Here is a 19,289-nt window from a genome sequence, read left to right on the forward strand (position 1 = left end):
AATACATCCTTAAGTTTCATTTTTTAAAATGCCTTTTTATAGGCGAGATTAGCGGGAAGAGGTCAAGAATTAAAAACTACAATACGAGGAATTAAATGAATAACACGACGATGTGGATAGTATAAAAATAGAACTATTCTAGCTGTTTTTTATAATACTATTATTTAGGGTGATAGTCAAGCTTGCGGACATTTATACAAGTGCTTGAACTTATCGCAGTCTACTGCCTGTGGAGTGAGTTTATTTCTATAGTTGAATGATATAACATGAACTTAACAAAAAATGTGAAGATTTGTGGCCGCTCGAAGGTAACTATTTTTCTTCATGTAATAATGTTGCAGCTTCTAGGCGCTTCTCTAATAATCTATACCTTTATATTTGTTTTCCATGAGAAAGAATAGGGTTTTACAATGAGCTTACAGTATTCAGACATGATTGCAAACGATTGCTAATCATTGCTTTGACAGTATTTTACGCTTGCTATATTGATAGGCAATTTTAATATTTTGGGTAAGGACATCAAGTGATTATAGAAGGGAGTCATAATGAGTAATAATGGATTTCTTAAACGCTCTATTAATAGGCTAGAGCGAGCTGCTTCCTATATAAACATTGATCCGGATGTAATTGAAAAATTAAGACATCCTAAAGCTTGTCTGCAAGTCAGTATACCCATTCGTCTGGACAATGGTGAATTAAAAATATTCCAAGGATTTCGTGTTCATTATGAAACTGCGCGCGGCCCTGGAAAGGGTGGTATTCGTTATCATCCCTTAGTGAACATGGAGGAAGTGCAAGCACTAGCCTTATTGATGAGCTTAAAATGTGCCGTTGCAGGGCTTCCTTTTGGTGGTAGCAAAGGCGGAATCAATGTATCCGCTAAGGATTTAAACCCAAGGGAGTTAGAGCGATTAACCCGTAAGTACATTGAACTCATTGCTGATTTCATTGGAGCTGATCGAGATATTCCCGGCCCGGATCTTTACACCACTCCACGTATCATGAGTTGGATGATGGATGAGTTTTCAAGAATTGTCCGCCAACATAGTCCAGCAACTATTACAGGTAAACCTATACCATTAAATGGAAGCCTAGGTCGTGACACTGCAACTGGCCGCGGAGCTTATTACTGCATCAAAGAGATAGAAAAGAAACGTGGCTGGTCTGCCAAGGACATGACGGTTGCTATACAAGGTTTCGGCAATGCAGCTCAGCCCGTAGCGGAATTACTCTATCAAGATGGTTATAAAATCATTGCCGTAAGTGAAGCAGACGGCGGAATTTATATGGAGGATGGCATTAATATTCCTGAGTTGATACATAAGAAAAAACAAATGAAATCAGTACATGACGTGTATTGTAAAAAATCCGTATGTGAGCTCCAGGGGGGTAAAAGTATCTCTAATGAGGACTTGTTGACTCTGGATGTGGACATTTTGATTCCAGCAGCCATAGAAGATCAAATTACGAAAGAGAATGCAGATAAGATTAAAGCGAATATGATCGTTGAAATTGCGAATGGCCCAATCACCTTAGAAGCAGATAAAATTTTGAATAAAAAAAATAGTTTAATTATACCGGATATTCTTGCTAATGTGGGTGGAGTTATTGTCAGTTATTTTGAATGGATTCAGAATAAATCTGGTGATTATTGGGATCTTGATACCATTCATGAGCGGCTAAAAGATAGGATTACCAAAGAGTTCAATACTATTTACCAATTAACAAAACAACATAATACAGATATGAGAAATGCTGCTCATATTCATGCCTTAACACGCTACTATAATGCCTTAGCCTGCGAAGATTCTTATTTAGATTTTTCACAAAAAGATTAATCAGCGCTGTAAGCTACCAGGTTTGGATCTAAAAAGACAGCATCTATATATGGGGTATTAATAGCTATAAATTCTTCTTTAATTTTATCCTATACTCTCTGCCGCAATAAACGATTATTCCAAATTTTCCTTTATGAAGAGAAGTTAATAAATGAAGCGCGTTTAAGCCCATAACTTTTCAAATGCAGTGCGAACTGACGAAGTCCCTCAAGGCCTGATTCTTCTGCTTGTTTGCACCATTGGTGTAAAGTATCAATCAACTGATCTTGTGAAGCGGAAGTCTTTAACCATATATTCTGTAATGATTGCCGATAACTATGAACCAGTTGAATGGTATGATATCGACTCAACAAAGAATGTAGATTTGAGGTTGCTTGAGAGGATAACAACTTTTCTTCACGTTGTAATAATTTTGAAGCCTCTTTGAGCGCACGCTTCTCTGACTTTTGTATACCCTTGTTTCTTTTTTCATGACGAAGGATAGGTTTTATAACAAGCTTATAATATTCAGACATAATTTGAAAACGATGGCTAATCACTGCTTTTACAGTATCTAGATCCACACAGTTTTTTTCTTTGTTAAAAATAAGTTGTGGGGGTAGTTTTTTTACTTGGGCAAGCCCTAATAAGGATAAGCATTTGATATAAAACCATCCCAAATCAAACTCCCACCACTTCATTGAGAATTTTGCCGAAGAAGCGAATGCGTGATGGTTGTTGTGCAACTCTTCCCCACCAATAAATAACCCCCAGGGAAAGACATTCGTCGATGCATCTGAGCATTCAAAATTTCGATAGCCTTTATAATGTCCAATCCCGTTAACGACTCCTGCGGAAAGCGGGATCCACATCATCTGGATTGCCCAAATGGTAATTCCAATGCTGCCAAAGAGTAAAAGATCAAGCAAAAACATAAGAAGAATACCTTTCTTATTATGCGGGGAATACAATTTTCGCTCAATTAAATCATCCGGAGTGCCGTGAGAATATTTTTTAATCAATTCTTTGTCTTTAGACATTTCACGATATAACTCAGGAACCTGCCAAAAAACTTTTTTTATACCAAATAGCGTAGGACTATGTGGGTCGCCTTCAATATCTGTGGTTGCATGGTGTTTGCGATGAATGGCCACCCATTCCGCAGTGACCATACCAGTAGTTAACCACAACCAAAAGCGGAAAAAATGACTAGCAATCGGATGTAATTTTAAGGCGCGGTGTGTTTGACAGCGGTGCAAATAAATAGTTACTGAGGCAATGGTGATTTGCGTAAAAATTAGACACGCCAAGACATAAGACCACCATGAAAAATCTAAAAGACCAAACATAAAAATGCTCCAATGAGGGACTCAATTGAACGGCTATGTGTCCCGAAATATTGCCGTTATGGAAGAAAGGTGAAGGAGTGTGCCTTAAGGATAGCACCAATCTCAAATATCTAAAGTACCTAACCCCAATATTTCTTATATTTGTTGATATAAGGAAAAAATTCAATGGTTATTGATTTTTTGCTAAAGACTTGCAGAGAACCTCACGTGAAGTTTCTTTCAAGCTATAATTTCACAATGAGTAAAAAAATAACGTCCACTATTCGAATTGCCTCACAGGAAGATGCAGAAAGTATCGCCATTAATCACATCTGCTCTTGGCAGGAAACGTATAAAGATTTTATTCCTGAATCAATTTTGAAAAATTTATCTGTAGAAGAGAGAACTAGCCAATGGAAGCATCTTTTAGATCAAAAAGTTAAAATTCTCGTTATTGAAATCAATAAGAAAGTAATTGGATTTGCCAGCATCTGTTCATTTCGTGATGCGGAGGAAAAGAAAAAAGAAGTAGAGGGAGAAATCAGTGCTATTTATCTGCATCCTTCCTATTGGCGACAAGGATTAGGAAAAAAATTATGCCAAGCTGCTTTATCTGAATTAGTAAACCTAGGCTTTAAAGAGGTTTTCCTTTGGGTATTGTCTGACAATTCTCAAGCAAGAAGCTTTTATGAGTCCCTGGGTTTCAAAATGGCTAATGATAGAAAACTAGAAGCGTTTTACGAGGGTGGTCCTCTATTAGAAGAGGTACTTTATAAAAAAAGCTGATGTAACACTTCACTAAGCTACAACTCTAATATCCAATACATGCTCACTTATTATATATTGACATATCGGAAAATTCCGATATAGTTAAGTATATGAACATTTTACTCGTTATAAAAGCGCTCTCTAACGAGAACCGCCTTAAAATCCTTGAATGGCTAAAAGAGCCAGCCAAATACTTCACTTCGTCACATTGTGATGTCAGTACAGAAGGCGTTTGTGTGGGTTTAATTGAGCAAAAAATAGGCTTATCTCAATCCACCGTTTCGCAATATCTTTTGCAGCTTCATCAGGCGGGATTAATCCTTATGGAGCGTCGCGGACAATGGACGTATTGTAAATTGAACAAGCCATTTATTAGTGAATTTTTAATTCAATTGCAAAAGATATTGTAAAAATTTTTGAATGTATTAATCGGAAATTTGCGATATATAGATTTCCGGCACCCAGGAGAATTACTATGACACAGCTTGACTTACTTTTAACCCCATTTCAATTAAGCGAAACCCTGCGCTTAAAAAATCGAATTGTTATGGCGCCTATGACTCGTAATATGGCTCATGATGACCTGAGTCCAACTGCACTTATGGCGGAATATTATGCAAAAAGGGCAGATGCAGGTTTAATTATTACTGAAGGAACAATCATCAGTGAAGACGCTAAAGGATACAGTAATGTGCCAGGTATTTTTACCCGAGAACAAATTGATGGCTGGAAAAGGATAACTGATGCTGTCCATGCGAATAAAGGACATATTTTTTCACAAATCTGGCATTTAGGTAGGGTGTCTCATCCTCACTTTTTAAAGGGTGCGTTACCTGTCTCGGCTTCAGAAACGGTAATGACTGGCCGAATAACACGATCAGAAGGTTTAACTTATGGCCGATCACGCGCGGCTGGTTTAGATGAAATTCAAGGAATAATTGAAAGTTACGCCATAGCAGCAAGAAACGCGATTACAGCAGGATTTGATGGCGTGGAGATTCATGGGGCTAATGGATATCTCATCGATCAGTTTTTACATTACAGTACGAACCACAGAACAGATTCTTATGGCGAAACCCCTGCAAACATGGCGCGTTTTGCTCTAGAGGTAGTTAAGGCTTGTGGCGATACAATTGGATATCAAAAAGTAGGTATTCGCTTATCACCCGGCGCTTATCTTAATGAAATCGTTGGTGATAAACGAGACGCGCAAGTCTTTCAGTATCTTCTAGAGAAATTAAATCAACTACCAATCGCCTATGTTCATACAGGTAACTTTAACGATAAAGTGATTTTCGAAGCGTTAAATCAACAAACAATGACTCAATTTATGCGCACCTATTTTGAAGGAGTACTCATTGCTACAGGTAGTTATGATTTTCAAGAAGGGGAAGAAAAAATTAAGAATGAAGAATTTGATTTGTTAGGAATTGGCAGGCCATTTATCGCAAATCCTAATTTAATTCAGAAATTAAAGAATAATGAAACAATAGTTCCCTATGATGCCTCCATGCTAACTACTTTGTTCTAGAGAATACATTTAAAGAAGTTGGACGGCCTATGTGTCCAACTTAAATGTGAACCTAATTTGGCCTGCTACAAAATTGTAGACATCCTTAAAATTGGTGTATTTCTGATGCAACCTATTACAACTGGAAGCAAAATACGGTGCATGTAAGCATCAGAGGTAAAGCCTCTGAAAGACCTCGAAGAAGCCGTCGTATAGATCAGATATATACTGACCTAATTTTGATCAATGCCTGCCTCAAATAAGACTAAGATTTGAGATGATAACGTACCTTATCCATCACAAAGAGGGTATAATGGGGAAAAAATAAAAATGAGTCCCTATGAATTTCCTGGCCGAGCAAAATTCGAAAAATCGAAAGTTTGTGATAGATAAGATTTTTCATCCCTTGGATGTACATTTTGATACCAATTCACTTTCTGTCTGGTTGTCTTATTATTACACAGTGCATGTGAAGGGAGCTCCTAAAAAAACGGAGCAAGCCAAAATGAAGGACTTGAGTAAATTTATAAATTTCTTTCAAATGGAAGTAGGGCATGACTTGGTCGATAGTTGGACCCCCGCTGTTAGTAAACATTTTCAGAAGCATTTATGTAAAACTGTTTCTGAGAAAACTGGTAAACCTTATAAAGCCACTTCAATTAATCGAACGATGGCAACAATTCGGCATGTTGGCCGATGGCTTCATCAACAGCGCCCATTATTAGCAGGTGACCCACTTGCTAAAGTTAAAGATTTGCAAACCGATGCTCCAGATTGGAATGGATTAACCTCACGCCAGTTGATGAGATTAAAGTCTGCATGCGAACAACGCATTAAAAGCTGTACTCGTAAAAATCAAAATCCATTAATGGAAACAGCACTCTTTTATATATTATTGGGTACAGGACTGCGTGAATCTGAGGTAGTTTCATTAAATGTTGGTCAGTACCGTCAAAAAGGGCTATGTGATGTTCTGCGACACAAGTCAAAACGTATCAGCCAAAAAATTCCCTTACCGCAAGAGAGTAGGGCATATTTGGAGCAATATCTAGAGAAAAGACACGCTCAGGAAGATGAACCATTATTTGTTACACGGTATGGGACACGCTTGCAAACTTTGGATGTTTACCGAATTTGCCAACGGGTATTAAAACAGGCGTTAGCGTTTTTACCAGATCATGAGAGGTTTGATTTTACTCCCCATAAATTGCGCCATACTTTTTTGAAGAAGGTCACAGATAAGCATGGGGTTCATTTCGCACAAGAATTGAGTGGCAATGTTTCAATTAAGGAAATTTTTCGTTATGCCAAGCCTAGTCAGTCGGAGATGGAGGCGACGATAGAAAGTCTTTTTGAGGGTTAAGCAGTTGGTTATATAACAGAGAAGGTAAAATGAAATTTGTGTGTAATATAGATAAAACAGATCGAATAAACCGGACAATAATTGGGGCGGCACTTTGTATTGCAGCACTTTTTGGAATGGGAAAGAATTTTTATATTTTTTTAGGGCTGGCATTGATTATAGAGGGTATTATTGGTTGGTGCTCAATCCCATATGCACTGAGTAAGATTAAGCGATTGTTCTAAAGCGAAATTAAGACTATAAATTTGAATAAGTTTATCGTCCACTAACAGTAGACAGTTATAGTCGAACCAACATACATATGTAATGGGGCTCAGGGAGTAAGTTTTAAGTAAGGGAATGTTAGTAGAGATGCGAAATGGAAAATCTGGTAGGAAACGCCAAAGCTCTTGGGTAAGTGCTGGTTCTTTTAAATTTTGATGGCTTTTAAAGGCATAACATTTTCCTACCAACATTGAATTTTACCATAATATTTGTTCATCTTTATTTATATGAAGATTAAAATATAAAGTAAACAAAACCCCCGTTTTATATACAGCTACAACTACGCCATTGACTTACTTTTATTTAAGTTATATACTTTAACCATCAAAGAAAAATAAGAATAGCAATGATTTTTATTGAAACTCCAATTTTTACAGAAGACGTGAAGGACTTATTATCTGATGAAGAGTATGCTGAGTTTCAAGAGTATATTGCGGATAATCCTTTAGCTGGAGATGTGATTCAGCAAACAGGCGGGCTACGAAAAGTTCGATGGTCATCTCAAGGCAAAGGAAAGCGAGGCGGTGTTAGAATTATTTACTATTATGTAACTCCTGCTTCACAGATAAGACTTTTACTTATTTATAAAAAAGGTATTCAAGATGATCTGACTTCAGATCAAAAGAAAATGTTACGGCAATTAAATGAACGGTGGTAATCATGGATAAAAAATTATTTGAACGATTATACGAAAGTATGACTCAGATGAACGAAATTATTGATGGTGAGCGTGTTCCTTCACGTGAGTTCGTAGTGGATGCTGTTCATGTTAAAGAAATTAGAAAAAAAACAGGCCTAACCCAAGAAAAATTTTGTCATTTAATCGATGTAAATATTGGAACATTAAGAAATTGGGAGCAGGGAAGAAGAGAGCCAACAGGTCCCGCAAAAGCTCTTCTTCGCGCAATAAATAAAGATCCTGAACATGTATTAGCAGCATTAGCTAGTTGATAATTGATGTTTTAACCATTTCTATATGGGAAGAAGAAGCGCAGGTATAATGTTAAATTAAGTCTGATTAATCGTAAAACTAGGTTAATATTTGGGTGAGATGATTTAGTTATATGGGCATTTTAAGAATCCCCAAATATAAGTATAACCTCCCGAATGAATTGTATTATAATCTTTTAATGTTCATCACTTTAGTCGATAAAGAACCTATGAAATCCGATAGAAAATATTCTTTTTTTTACAAAAAAATGTCGAACCTTTCTACTCCGCATGATGAGACTTATTCTAAAGTAAAGGGTGTTTCTACATTAAATTTGGTTTGCGATAAAAGTGGTCGTCTTATCGGTGTGGTTTCTAGGTCACCACGGGAATTTAAACCTTATGCTCAACAAGCGAATCACGCAGACTCAACTCTCTTCGTCATGACAGACTTGGATCAGGAAGATGAATCTTCAAGTCTGGCTCAGAATACTATATAAGATCATTGCGTAATTTATTTACAGTATGGCGAACTTATCAATTTCGGGAGGGTGGGACACTTTGCGTAATAAACTCAATAAGTCTGATTACCGTGATAATCAGACCTAATATAATTGTAGTATTCGTGGATTTAGGGTTTCTAATGGTATTTTGAGGAATCGACTAAAGCATAGGGAATGCTCGACAGCTTATCATTACCCCTTCTCACCTCTGCGGAACTCACTAGTTCCGCAACGAGGCCCTTTACTTTTCAACATTTCAGATTGTAACCAAACCGCGGGGAGATTTTAGTTCTACTGCTTTGGTAACAGATACTTCTTCAAGCGCTACTTCTTTGCTAGTCGAAGGTTGCAGGATATTGCTTTCTGGGAATTGCTCTTTAATTTGAGCAATCGCTTTTGTAATGAGCATAGAACGAGATCTTACTTCCAGCGCATATTCGTTGATTTGGTCTAATGCTTCTCCTACTCTCCGGGGCGATGTTAGAACAAGATGTGGCCTTGCAGGGCTTGTGAGTATTTGTTTTTGTGTTTCCTGTTTGTTGGGGGGTATAACTTGCATGGCGTAGCCTTTATAACGGGAAGAGGGGTCGCCATTGTGGTTGTTAATCCAGGCTGCTAGGGAGTAATCAGTGCCAGGCTGATAGGGTTGGCCAAAATCATCGCCAAAAAAAGTGAGATGTGTTACGGTGCTAAAATTGGGGAAGGCCAATAATTTTTCTACAGCCTCGGCTTTGGTGGTGTTATAACGGAGTTCGCAAATATCGATTCCTCTCCAAACTGAAAACCTGGCCAACTCTTTTTTAAACTCCCCCTCTTCCGTTTTTAAAAAATAATCCGTTAATAGCTCTGCGAACTGATGTTCTATTCTCGGCAAAACAGATTTATCATGAACTAACTCACGTAAAGGGGCGGTTAATAAACAAATAGAAAATTTTTTAATCTCAATCAATTTGTCAATGTGACTTTCCGGCATCGATTCAAAATGAAGCTCCAGGATCTTGCGTATTTTTTTCTTTAATTGAGTAATATTTTCTCTCGTACTTAATTTATCAATAAAACTCTGCTCAACTTCATTTAAAGACAGTAAACAAGCCCGAGAGTTATCTCTATGGGTTACCTCGATTCCATGAGAGCTGATTACCGTTAACGGTAATTTTTTCAATTTCTTACCCCCAGGTCCTCCCCAAAAGCAACGTTCAAAAGATTCGATGTCCCGTCCAGTAATAAAAACAAGACGCTCAGGTGAGATTTTTAATAAATTGAGGATGGCACGTTGCGCACATGAGTCAGGCCAGGCCTCCTCAGGATTAGCCGTTAAAGGTGCTACTGTGCCATCGTAATCAATCAGTATCAGGCCATCTGCTTTTGCAAACCGTAGGCCTGATTGCACCAAGGTATCCCTTAAAACTTCCTCCGCTAATACCTGATCAATAATATCACGACGCCATTCTTTACCATTTTCATGCTCTACGATGCGTTTAAGCTCCAAAGCGCGAGCGACTCGGCTAATATCCTCTAGTTCCTCCATTTGTTGAAATTTCTCTCTGATACTCATTGCATCAAGGGGATCGATAATGAATGCTTCTTTTAGCTGTTCGGCAGCGCCGGCATTTTGGCTAAGCATCGGCAGTAAAGGGACCGGTTTGTTATACTGCGCAAAGAACTTTTCAGCGAATGCATAAAAATTTCGACTTAATCGGGTAAGTATTTGAGCAAGTTCAGGATGATGGCTAAAATGTTCTTTAAAAGCATGGGCATAGACAGCAAACAAGGTATTTTCTTCTCTATTGAGCTCTTGCGCAGAGATGGAGTCGGATTGATGGAGTAAAAAATCAAAAAAATCAGTCAAGCATTGTTGTACGATGCCGATCTGTGCTGCAACCCATTCTTTGATAACCAAGTTCATTCCATCAGCTCGCGAACTGACAATCATGTTGCCCAGCCGATAAAATTCTGTCATGGCATTCGGGGTGATAAGTTTAGGCTTCGAAAGGAGAATATTAGGTTTTTTTATGGCCTCGCGCAGTGCGTCTTCTTCTGCCATAAAAATATAGCTATCTGCATCATAGCCATGTTCTTTTAGGTATTCTTTAATCTCCTCTAATTTCTCTAAAATAATTTTTAATTCTTCTTGATAGGCAGGTACTTCTAACCTCGAGGGAACAATCAATAACAACAATGAATTTTTAACTGGTTTTTTGTGAAAAATACAGTCTTGTAAGTAGGCCAGATAGGCATCTAGCACCAGAGGCACGTTTTTTTCTGGATCCAGGCGGCCTATCGAGGTAAATAGTTGATTCTCCGGCTTGTGACTTTTAAATTGATGTAGTTGTTGCAGGCTAGAAAAGTCACTGAGCAAATCTCGATGGGCTTGCTCAAGGGTTAGCTCAGTCTGTTGAATAACATCGAAAAGGTTATCAATTAAGGTGTTATTCTCAGTGTCAGTATCTTTTAATAAATTGCATAGGGTCTCTTTTGTTTTGCTTCTATTCTCTTCTCGTAAGTTTTCAAGGGTTAATAACTCTGTGATAACTGTAATATCAATTGGTTTTGCTTTTACCACCTGTAAAAAAAGTTTTACGAGTGAAGTATAATATGAACGCTTTGTTTCTTGAATCAGCTCAGCCAGGCGTAAATCAAAGGTTGGCTTATCTGACGCTTCAAGGCATTCCATTTTCACGCCGAGCAACTTACTTAAATAGCGGACAATCCCTTCATCGCTTAAATCATCCTTTGCGAATAAATGATGGTCAGTCCCAATGGGATTTACGGTGGCGTCAATTTCTTTATTGGATAAATAGATTTTTACGTGCTTCTCATCAATTTTCTCAATTTTTGCATCTGGATGATAATAATGAACGCAATCCAGAAAATTTTTTGCATCTTTTGCTGTCTGAAATGCTACATGACCGGAAGAAAGAAGACCGTTAATAATTTCTTTTCCAGTATTAATGGAGGTGAAAGATTCTTCATGGTTTTCTGTTGTTAATGGTTTCGCAATGATAGGGAGTTCTGCCTTAAAAATATCAACGTCAGGCCAGGGAATATGGTGAAAATAACTGGTTTTAATGGCGCGCATTGCAATGGGCAGTGCTTTTTGTAAACGGGATTGTTCTTGTTTTGAGTAGCGCAAATCCACATAATTACTGTCTGTATAAGCCAATTCTTTGACAAATTTTTGCAAATAGCCTTCCAAATAATGGAAGACCAGTATTAACTGAAAATCATGCAGCCAATTTACATCGAATCGAATGCTTCGATAGGCAAGCACATCAGCAATGATGTCCCGAGCTAATGCTTTGGCATATTTTCTGTTGACTGTTTGATATAAAATCCATTCTTCTGCGGTAATTTCAAGCCTGGAATCAGGCTTAACCTCTGGTAAAGATTTATCCTCTAACTTATGAAATTTAGCCCATAGTTTTTCATTAACAAAGCGATACCACAAGTCAAAACGTTTGGAAGATACAGCGATTGGCGAGGTATTACGATGTTCTTGCAATGCACTCAATAATTGCTGCAATTCAGGATCGCTTAAACCTAATTTTTCCATGGAGTTGCTACTTAAAGCTGATCTAACTAGAGTATGTGGAAATTTGCTGCCAGGAAAACAATTCATAATCCATTCTGTCCCTGCAGGCAAACCTTCTTGACAACGTAATACCGTATCTTGCCAATTTCCCCCTTTCTCTTTAATGACAATGCGCAGCTTGCGCTCTGCAGACAGAAAACTGGTACCCATTTTACCCTTAAAAAAATGAATAGGGGTTTGAGTTTTTATTTGGGCAGGCATGGTTTACTTTTCTCCTATAGTCGAGAATAAAAACGGTAATTACAATATTGAAAAAAATGCATTATAGGCAACTTGCAGGTATTTTATCTATGGCATTTTTGAAGCCTGGAAGTAAAAAAGTTTAGTACAGGACGAAATTTTTATATGTTGTCGTTGCGAACAAAGTGAAACAATCCAGAACAGACTATTGTTCGCAGTTCGTACTGAATTGCCCCGCTGGCGCTCGCAACGACACGATTCTAAATGTTGTCATAACTGTTTATTCACCAACAGTCCAGGCTGGTATTTAATATGATTAATGCTCAACGTATAGGTGAAGCGATAATTCAAAAAATTAATACGGGTAATCACGGCTTCGCCGTGAAAAAATTGGGCACTAAAAATCACAGGGCTGTCTTTATCGAGGTAATCGGTGCTTGTCACTAGCATCTCTGTGTCAGTCAATTCAACTAACAAACAAGCGGCATGCGTGTGGCCGCATTTGAGTTTGACGGTAACAGGCTGCACGGGTTGGATTTGCATGATTCACTCCGCGCTCATATTAACTTATATCGGCGGCGCTGATCAAAACTTGAGCTTAAGTGCCAATTAATTCTTCAATGACAGATTGCAGGTTTTGCAAATTATCGTAATGAATAACCAGAGTTCCTTTTCCTGCTTTTCCCGGTTTAATTTTAATGGCCGCATTTAGGCGCTGCGACAATGTATCCACTTGCTTCTGCAAAAAAGGGTTTATCTCAGCCTTAATCTTTGTTTCTGTTTTTCCTGCCTTGACTCTGGCCACCAGTTTTTCTGTTTCGCGGACAGAGAGATTCTTGGCAACTATCAGTTGTGCTACTTGGGCTTGCTGGTTATCATCAAGCATTAACAACGCGCGTGCATGACCCATATCGATGTCACCGTTTTCCAGAAGTCGTTTAACTTCTGGGGTTAATTGGAGCAAGCGCAGAAAATTACTAACAGCCGTACGGGATTTAGAAAGCAAGTCGGCTATTTGTTGGTGAGTTAAACCAAATTCCATCGTTAAACGATGCATGGCACGGGCTTGATCCATCGCGTTTAAATCTTCGCGTTGCAAATTCTCCACAAGGGCAATCGCCATGGCGGTTTCATCGTCGACCTGACGAAGAATGACGGGCACCTCTGTTAAACCTGCCAATTGTGAAGCACGCCAACGACGTTCTCCGGCGATAATTTCGTATTGCCCATTGGCAATTTCACGTACTACCAAAGGTTGGAGTATGCCTTGCTGTTTAATGGATGCTGCCAGTTCGGTGAGCGCTGTTTCCTCAATGTCACCGCGAGGCTGGTATTTTCCGGGTTTAAGACTATGAATGGCCAGCTTTAGGCTTTCAGCAGTCGGTGGTCTTTCTGCAGTTAACGTAGCGCCGGCAGTACCTAACAGCGCGGATAAGTTTCGTCCAAGACCTCGGGTTTTAACTGTCATATTTACCTCAAATTAAACGGTTACCACCTGTTTGCTGATAACTTCCGCCGCTAAAACCATATAAGCTGCAGCGCCAGGAGAGGATTTATCATATTGCAGCGCCGGCATACCATGACTCGGTGCTTCGGCTAAGCGGATGTTGCGTGGTATTACTGTGCGATAAACTTTGTTGCTGAAATGTTCAAGCAGCTGCTTTGAGACTTCTGAACATAGACGATTCCGTGCATCATACATGGTGCGCAGCAGTCCTTCAATGTGTAAGCGGGGGTTTACGCTTGCTTTGACTTGTTCGATGGTTGATATTAGTGCAGCCAAACCTTCCAAGGCATAATATTCACATTGCATAGGAATTAAAACGGAGTCTGCTGCCACCAGGGCATTAATAGTGAGTGTGTTTAAAGCAGGGGGGCAATCAATGAGTATAAAGTCATAAACGCTCTGTACTGATTGTAAGGCTTTAAACAGAAAAGTTTCTCGATGGTTTCTTTCCATTAAACTTACTTCAGCAACGGTCAAATCACCATTGGCAGGCATTAAATCAAAACCGCAGGTCGTCGTAAGGCAGGCTTGCTCAGCAAGGCAATCTCGTAACAAGACATCATTAGTGGTGTGCACCAGCTCATTTTTGTCCACACCTGAACCCATTGTTGCGTTACCTTGCGGATCGAGGTCAATCAATAACACTTGCTGGCGGTTTGCCGCAATGGATGCTGCCAAATTAATTGCTGTCGTTGTTTTTCCCACGCCTCCTTTTTGGTTGGCAATGGCGATGACTTTTGCCATGTTTTATTCCTTAGTTGCATGTTTGATAATGACGCAGCAACGCTCACCTTCAAGACCTGGTACGGCGTAAGATTCGACCTGATAAGGTTGGTTGATGCTCGCCAATTCAGTTTCAGGATAGCGCCCTTTCATAGCAAGCCAAATGCCGTTGGTGCCAATGAGATGAGATGTCCATTTTATCATTTGCGCCAAATCACTGAAGGCTCGACTTGTTACTGTATCAAAACCTTGTTGCGGGTGGTAGCTCTCAACACGCGATTGCACAATTTCCACGTTATCAAGTCCCAATGTACGTTTCACTTCTTGCAGGAAGCGAATTTTTTTACCATTACTATCTAACAATACTACCTGTAATTGCCGATTGTGAATGGCTAATGGAATACCTGGTAAACCGGCCCCTGTCCCGACATCAAGGATGCGTGTGCCATGAAGCCAAGGTATAATCGCCAAACTGTCGAGCAGGTGGCGGGTTATTATTGCCTCCAAATCACGTATCGCCGTTAAATTATAACTTCGATTCCATTTATCCAATAAATAGACGTATTGAAGAAGCGGAGTAATCTCTATCTGGATACCAAGCTTGGCAAGTCCCTCGCCAAGCTGATGAACAAGCGTAGCAGACTGTGTCATGCCGATTCTCGATGTTTTTTTAAGTGCACCAAAAGCAGTGACAAGGCAGCAGGCGTTACTCCCGAAATGCGACCGGCTTGCCCTAAGGTGGCAGGTTTTATTCGGGTTAATTTTTGCATGACTTCAGTCGATAATCCGGACACTTTACTGTAATCGAGGGTGGCGGGCAATTGGGTATTTTCGTGTTTGCGCAAGCGCTCAATATCCAGCATTTGACGCTCAATATAGCCTGCATATTTACTTTGAATTTCTACCTGTTCTGCAACGTCTTCACTTAATGTTGGTAACTCCAAAGCAGAAATGGCTTGTAAATCATTGTATCTGACTTCAGGCCGTTTCAATAATTCTGCCGCTTTACAATCTTGTTGTAACGGATTATCAAGAACGGTGCTCAATGCTTCATTATGCGTCACACGGACAACGGTGTCTTTAAGCCGTGCTTGTGCAGAGGCAATGGCTTCCCGCTTTTCACAAAACGCTTTCCAGCGCGCTTCACCAACTAAACCTAGCTCACGCCCTTTTTCAGTCAAGCGTAAATCGGCATTGTCCTCACGTAACATTAAACGGTATTCGGCGCGTGAGGTAAACATGCGGTAAGGTTCTTGCGTGCCACAGGTAATGAGATCATCAATGAGTACCCCCACGTATGCTTCATCGCGACGTGGGCACCAGAGCTCTTTGTCTTGTGTTTGTAAAGCAGCATTCATTCCGGCGATTAATCCTTGTGCCGCAGCCTCTTCATAACCAGTGGTGCCATTAATCTGGCCAGCGAAGAAAAGATTTGTCAGCGGTTTTGTTTGTAGAAAAGGCGTTAAACCGCGGGGATCAAAATAATCGTATTCAATAGCATAGCCAGGACGCGTTATATGGGCATTTTCAAATCCCCGAATTGTGCGGACAAACTGCACCTGTACTTCAAAAGGTAAGCTGGTTGAAATACCGTTAGGGTAAATTTCATCCGTGGTTAAACCTTCCGGTTCCACAAAAATTTGGTGGGAGGATTTGTCAGCAAAGCGTACAATTTTATCTTCAATCGATGGGCAATAACGAGGGCCAATGCCTTCAATAACACCGGCATACATGGGTGATTGATGTAAATTGGCCTGAATAATTTCATGAGTCAGGCTTGTCGTGTGTGTAATATGGCAAGGTACTTGTTGTGGATGCAAGGCTTGCGTGCCCAAATACGAGAACACAGGAACCGGTTCATCGCCAGGTTGTACTGTCATCTGGCTGTAGTCCAGTGAACGGCCATCAATGCGCGGTGGCGTACCTGTCTTTAATCGGCCAACCGGTAAATCAAGCTCACGTAAACGGTTGGCAAGAGCGATAGCGGGGGGGTCACCGGCACGTCCACCGGCGTGCTGTTTCATACCGACATGGATTTTTCCACCGAGAAAGGTTCCAACGGTGAGAACAATGGCACGTGCTTTTAGCGTTAGTCCCATTTGCGTAATGACACCGGTTACTTGTGAGCCTTCCACCAACAAATCATCAACGGCTTGTTGGAATAACGTTAAATTTGGCTGACTTTGTAACTGTTGGCGAATGGCTTGACGATAAAGTACCCTGTCTGCTTGTGCGCGTGTTGCCCTTACAGCAGGTCCTTTGGAAGCATTTAGGATTCGAAATTGGATACCTGCTTTATCAGCCGCTAATGCCATAGCACCATCAAGGGCATCGATTTCTTTAACCAGGTGTCCTTTACCAATTCCGCCAATAGCCGGATTGCAAGACATTTGGCCGAGCAGATCCATATTATGGGTGAGCAATAAAGTTTGTGCCCCGATACGTGCTGCAGCAAGTGCTGCTTCAGTGCCTGCATGGCCGCCGCCGACGACAATAACATCGTAATGCTTTTCAAGATTCATAAAGAAAAAATAATTGCGCAACAAATCTTGCAATTATACACTTTTTTGACAGAATACCCAACACAAGGCTGGGCATCCCGTGAGTACTTACTAAGCTGTGGCTGTATTGTTGGGGAAGTCTTTAACTTTATCCTCAGCCCTAGTCTTGTTGTCCCCAGATAATCGTTGATAACCCCCATTATTAAAGAAAGGAAAGCAAGAGGATTTCTCAGACTGTGTAACACCAGGTTCGGCGTCAGTTTTAAGTGCTTTGAAGAAAGAAAGCAGTTGCTTGTCAGAAATTTCCTTAGGCGTTTCTGGAAATTCTTGCATGAATACATCTTCAAATTCTGCGAAGTCAGTTTCAAATCTGGAAAGGTTGGCATCTTGTAAGTCTTTTACCGCTTCTTTTTGCGGTGCAAAGCGACTGATAATAAGATGAGAAATCAACGCCACGGCAAAACCTGCTGCCATAACGCCCAACCCAATTCCCAAAGGCATGAATACCAAAGAGGCAAATACCAGGGCAGGGATAAAAGCATCCACAAAGATTGAGCGCACTAACTGAATTGCCTGGAAGCGAACCATTTTTTCCTGATGTTCCGATTCGGCCATTAAAGCTTGCATTTCCAGATAGAGTTGTTTTTTGATATTTGGATCAGTTTCTTGGGCAAACTGCACCATTAACGCTTTGCATTCTGCACGAACCTCTTTGATGGATTCTTTAGCTTTAGCAATTTCAAGACCACCACTCACTGCTGCATAGAGAACCGTTAAGGTAAAGCATAGGGCAGCACCTGCTACTCCCATGGCCAATACTAAAACTGGCGCCAAGGCGGCTGGAGGGAAGAAGAAGCAGCAGAACAGGCAGAAGGCAAATAACAGACCTGCGGCATAAGCGGTGTCGTTAATCAAACCATATTTCTTATATCTCCAAGCGGTTTCCGCTTGTTTTCTGGTTTTTTGCAGTTGCTTTAACTCTGCTTCTAATGTTGCTTGTTGCAATAAGTAACGCTGTCGTTCATTCTTGAGTGTTTTAACATTCTCGTCCTCATCAAAATTGGCAATTTTAGATTTAAGCTGTTTTAGGCTTTCTTGGATTCCAGAAGCAGAACCAGATAATTGGTTAATTTCCTCTGCCAATTCTTTTTCTCGCTCAATAAATGCAGCGATTTCTTGATTATGCTTGGTGCTTTCTTCAACAAATCTCCAAATGGTCAAACTCAAATCCATTAACAATAAACAAGCGGTCAAGACATTACCGGCATAACCAAGCATGCCTGAACCACGCAGCCAGAAAAAACAAACCAGGTTGGCTGTAGCCCAAATGGAATCATTCAGTAATGCAAATTTACGTTGATCCCATTGGGTTTTAAAACGTTCCCAAGCGGGTATGTTTGCTTCTTCGGCACTCATCCAGGGGCCTGCAATGGTATGTTTGAGCAACAGGCCAAGATTAACCCCAAAGCGTGTATAGTAGAGTACCCAACTCATATATCCCATCGCAGGAGAAGGGACACTCAAATGCTGTTGGGCATTGCCAATTTGGTCAGCGGGTAAAGTTCCTTGAAAGGCCATGAGATCGAGTGCAGAGGCCAGCATGCCACCACCCCAAACCCAGTAGAGGCGACGGAAATTGACCTGGTTCATCCACTCCACCATTACTGTGGTTTTTTTCCCTGGGCCAATGCCGGAAGCCTGTTCTTTTTTAAGACGCATTTCATAACTGTCTATAGACCTTTCTTCGGATTCTTTTGCAACGGTCTCCTCATTGAAAGCGAATTCGGTCATTCTTGATACAAGCCAGGGCGCTAGAATAGTCAAGCCCAAATATTTTAAATACATCTCTGAGTTTTCTAGGGCTTCTTTTAAGGATTTCTCCTTTTCATCAGTCGAGTTTTGTCTTCGGAATCCATTTAATTCCCCTAGACGCTTTAGGCATAAATTAATACCATTGATAGACCCTTGTAAATTTTTGGTTCTGTCTTCAGCGTCATCAAGATGGACCTGGGCCGCCAACAGATAGAGTGTAAAGATTAACTGCTTTTCGAGTTGCTCTTTTTGTGCAGGGTTTAAAAATTGAAACATTATGGGGTTTAAGTTAGCGAGCTGGGTACTGTAGTAACCTGATAAGCTGCCAATGGCTGTGCGCTGCTCAGCCAGTTGCTTAATATCGCCAATAATTTTAGTCGTTTTATCAAGCTTGCGGTCGCGGTAGAGGTGATCTGATAACCTAAATAACTCTAATGTAGGATTCACTGAATCGTTGCTCGCGGCCATGATATCACCTCAAAATGTATAGA

Annotated in this window: 17 protein-coding genes; 9 read left to right on the forward strand and 8 right to left on the reverse strand. The window is 40.2% G+C overall.

Annotated elements, in window-relative coordinates; genetic code table 11:
* Nucleotides 1-545 precede the first annotated feature (545 nt).
* Entirely contained in the window at nucleotides 546-1,838 is a 1,293-nt protein-coding gene (locus Ljam_RS10080; protein ID WP_058449905.1) for a Glu/Leu/Phe/Val family dehydrogenase, read from the forward strand.
* A 131-nt stretch (nucleotides 1,839-1,969) separates the two neighbouring features.
* Here the strand turns inward: Ljam_RS10080 and Ljam_RS10085 are convergent, their stop codons facing one another.
* A complete protein-coding gene (locus tag Ljam_RS10085) occupies nucleotides 1,970-3,166 on the reverse strand; it encodes a DesA family fatty acid desaturase (RefSeq protein ID WP_058449906.1) in 1,197 nt (398 codons plus the stop codon).
* Between the two features lie 237 nt (nucleotides 3,167-3,403).
* Between Ljam_RS10085 and Ljam_RS10090 the strand changes: the two genes are divergently transcribed.
* From Ljam_RS10090 to Ljam_RS10125, 8 genes are all read left to right on the forward strand, one after another.
* Nucleotides 3,404-3,931 (forward strand): GNAT family N-acetyltransferase, encoded by a 528-nt coding sequence (locus tag Ljam_RS10090; protein WP_058450790.1) that lies wholly within the window; start codon nucleotides 3,404-3,406, stop codon nucleotides 3,929-3,931.
* Nucleotides 3,932-4,023: 92 nt separating this feature from the next.
* On the forward strand, nucleotides 4,024-4,323 hold the full coding sequence (locus Ljam_RS10095) for an ArsR/SmtB family transcription factor (protein WP_058449907.1): 300 nt from the start codon (nucleotides 4,024-4,026) through the stop codon (nucleotides 4,321-4,323).
* A 65-nt stretch (nucleotides 4,324-4,388) separates the two neighbouring features.
* Nucleotides 4,389-5,444 carry an alkene reductase gene (locus tag Ljam_RS10100; protein ID WP_058449908.1) on the forward strand — a complete coding sequence of 352 codons (1,056 nt, stop codon included), beginning with the start codon at nucleotides 4,389-4,391 and terminating at the stop codon, nucleotides 5,442-5,444.
* A 319-nt stretch (nucleotides 5,445-5,763) separates the two neighbouring features.
* Nucleotides 5,764-6,786 carry a tyrosine-type recombinase/integrase gene (locus Ljam_RS10105; RefSeq protein ID WP_058449909.1) on the forward strand — a complete coding sequence of 341 codons (1,023 nt, stop codon included), beginning with the start codon at nucleotides 5,764-5,766 and terminating at the stop codon, nucleotides 6,784-6,786.
* Between the two features lie 29 nt (nucleotides 6,787-6,815).
* The gene (locus tag Ljam_RS14965) at nucleotides 6,816-7,010 is read left to right on the forward strand and encodes a YgaP family membrane protein (RefSeq protein WP_074881647.1); all 195 of its coding nucleotides are present in this window, start codon (nucleotides 6,816-6,818) and stop codon (nucleotides 7,008-7,010) included.
* Nucleotides 7,011-7,396: 386 nt separating this feature from the next.
* A complete protein-coding gene (locus tag Ljam_RS10115; protein WP_058449911.1) occupies nucleotides 7,397-7,708 on the forward strand; it encodes a hypothetical protein in 312 nt (103 codons plus the stop codon).
* Between the two features lie 2 nt (nucleotides 7,709-7,710).
* Entirely contained in the window at nucleotides 7,711-8,001 is a 291-nt protein-coding gene (locus Ljam_RS10120; RefSeq protein WP_058441751.1) for a helix-turn-helix domain-containing protein, read from the forward strand.
* Nucleotides 8,002-8,114: 113 nt separating this feature from the next.
* On the forward strand, nucleotides 8,115-8,480 hold the full coding sequence (locus tag Ljam_RS10125; protein WP_058449912.1) for a hypothetical protein: 366 nt from the start codon (nucleotides 8,115-8,117) through the stop codon (nucleotides 8,478-8,480).
* 259 nt (nucleotides 8,481-8,739) lie between these two features.
* Here the strand turns inward: Ljam_RS10125 and Ljam_RS10130 are convergent, their stop codons facing one another.
* From Ljam_RS10130 to Ljam_RS10160, 7 genes are all read right to left on the reverse strand, one after another.
* Nucleotides 8,740-12,276 (reverse strand): trehalose-6-phosphate synthase, encoded by a 3,537-nt coding sequence (locus tag Ljam_RS10130; protein WP_058449913.1) that lies wholly within the window; start codon nucleotides 12,274-12,276, stop codon nucleotides 8,740-8,742.
* A gap of 249 nt (nucleotides 12,277-12,525) precedes the next feature.
* Complete coding sequence (locus Ljam_RS10135) at nucleotides 12,526-12,798, reverse strand: hypothetical protein (RefSeq protein WP_058449914.1); 273 nt, start codon at nucleotides 12,796-12,798, stop codon at nucleotides 12,526-12,528.
* Between the two features lie 55 nt (nucleotides 12,799-12,853).
* Entirely contained in the window at nucleotides 12,854-13,723 is an 870-nt protein-coding gene (locus tag Ljam_RS10140; RefSeq protein ID WP_058449915.1) for a ParB/RepB/Spo0J family partition protein, read from the reverse strand.
* 12 nt (nucleotides 13,724-13,735) lie between these two features.
* Nucleotides 13,736-14,506: a ParA family protein gene (locus Ljam_RS10145; RefSeq protein ID WP_058449916.1), complete on the reverse strand. Its 771-nt coding sequence runs from the start codon at nucleotides 14,504-14,506 to the stop codon at nucleotides 13,736-13,738.
* A 3-nt stretch (nucleotides 14,507-14,509) separates the two neighbouring features.
* Nucleotides 14,510-15,136 (reverse strand): 16S rRNA (guanine(527)-N(7))-methyltransferase RsmG, encoded by a 627-nt coding sequence (rsmG, locus tag Ljam_RS10150; protein WP_058449917.1) that lies wholly within the window; start codon nucleotides 15,134-15,136, stop codon nucleotides 14,510-14,512.
* Nucleotides 15,133-17,007: a tRNA uridine-5-carboxymethylaminomethyl(34) synthesis enzyme MnmG gene (gene mnmG, locus Ljam_RS10155; protein WP_058450791.1), complete on the reverse strand. Its 1,875-nt coding sequence runs from the start codon at nucleotides 17,005-17,007 to the stop codon at nucleotides 15,133-15,135. Before mnmG ends, rsmG begins: the two co-directional genes overlap by 4 nt.
* A gap of 90 nt (nucleotides 17,008-17,097) precedes the next feature.
* Complete coding sequence (locus tag Ljam_RS10160; RefSeq protein ID WP_058449918.1) at nucleotides 17,098-19,266, reverse strand: coiled-coil domain-containing protein; 2,169 nt, start codon at nucleotides 19,264-19,266, stop codon at nucleotides 17,098-17,100.
* Nucleotides 19,267-19,289: the final 23 nt, after the last annotated feature.

It is taken from the genome of Legionella jamestowniensis (assembly GCF_001467745.1).
In the GTDB taxonomy this organism is placed as follows: Bacteria; Pseudomonadota; Gammaproteobacteria; order Legionellales; family Legionellaceae; genus Tatlockia; species Tatlockia jamestowniensis.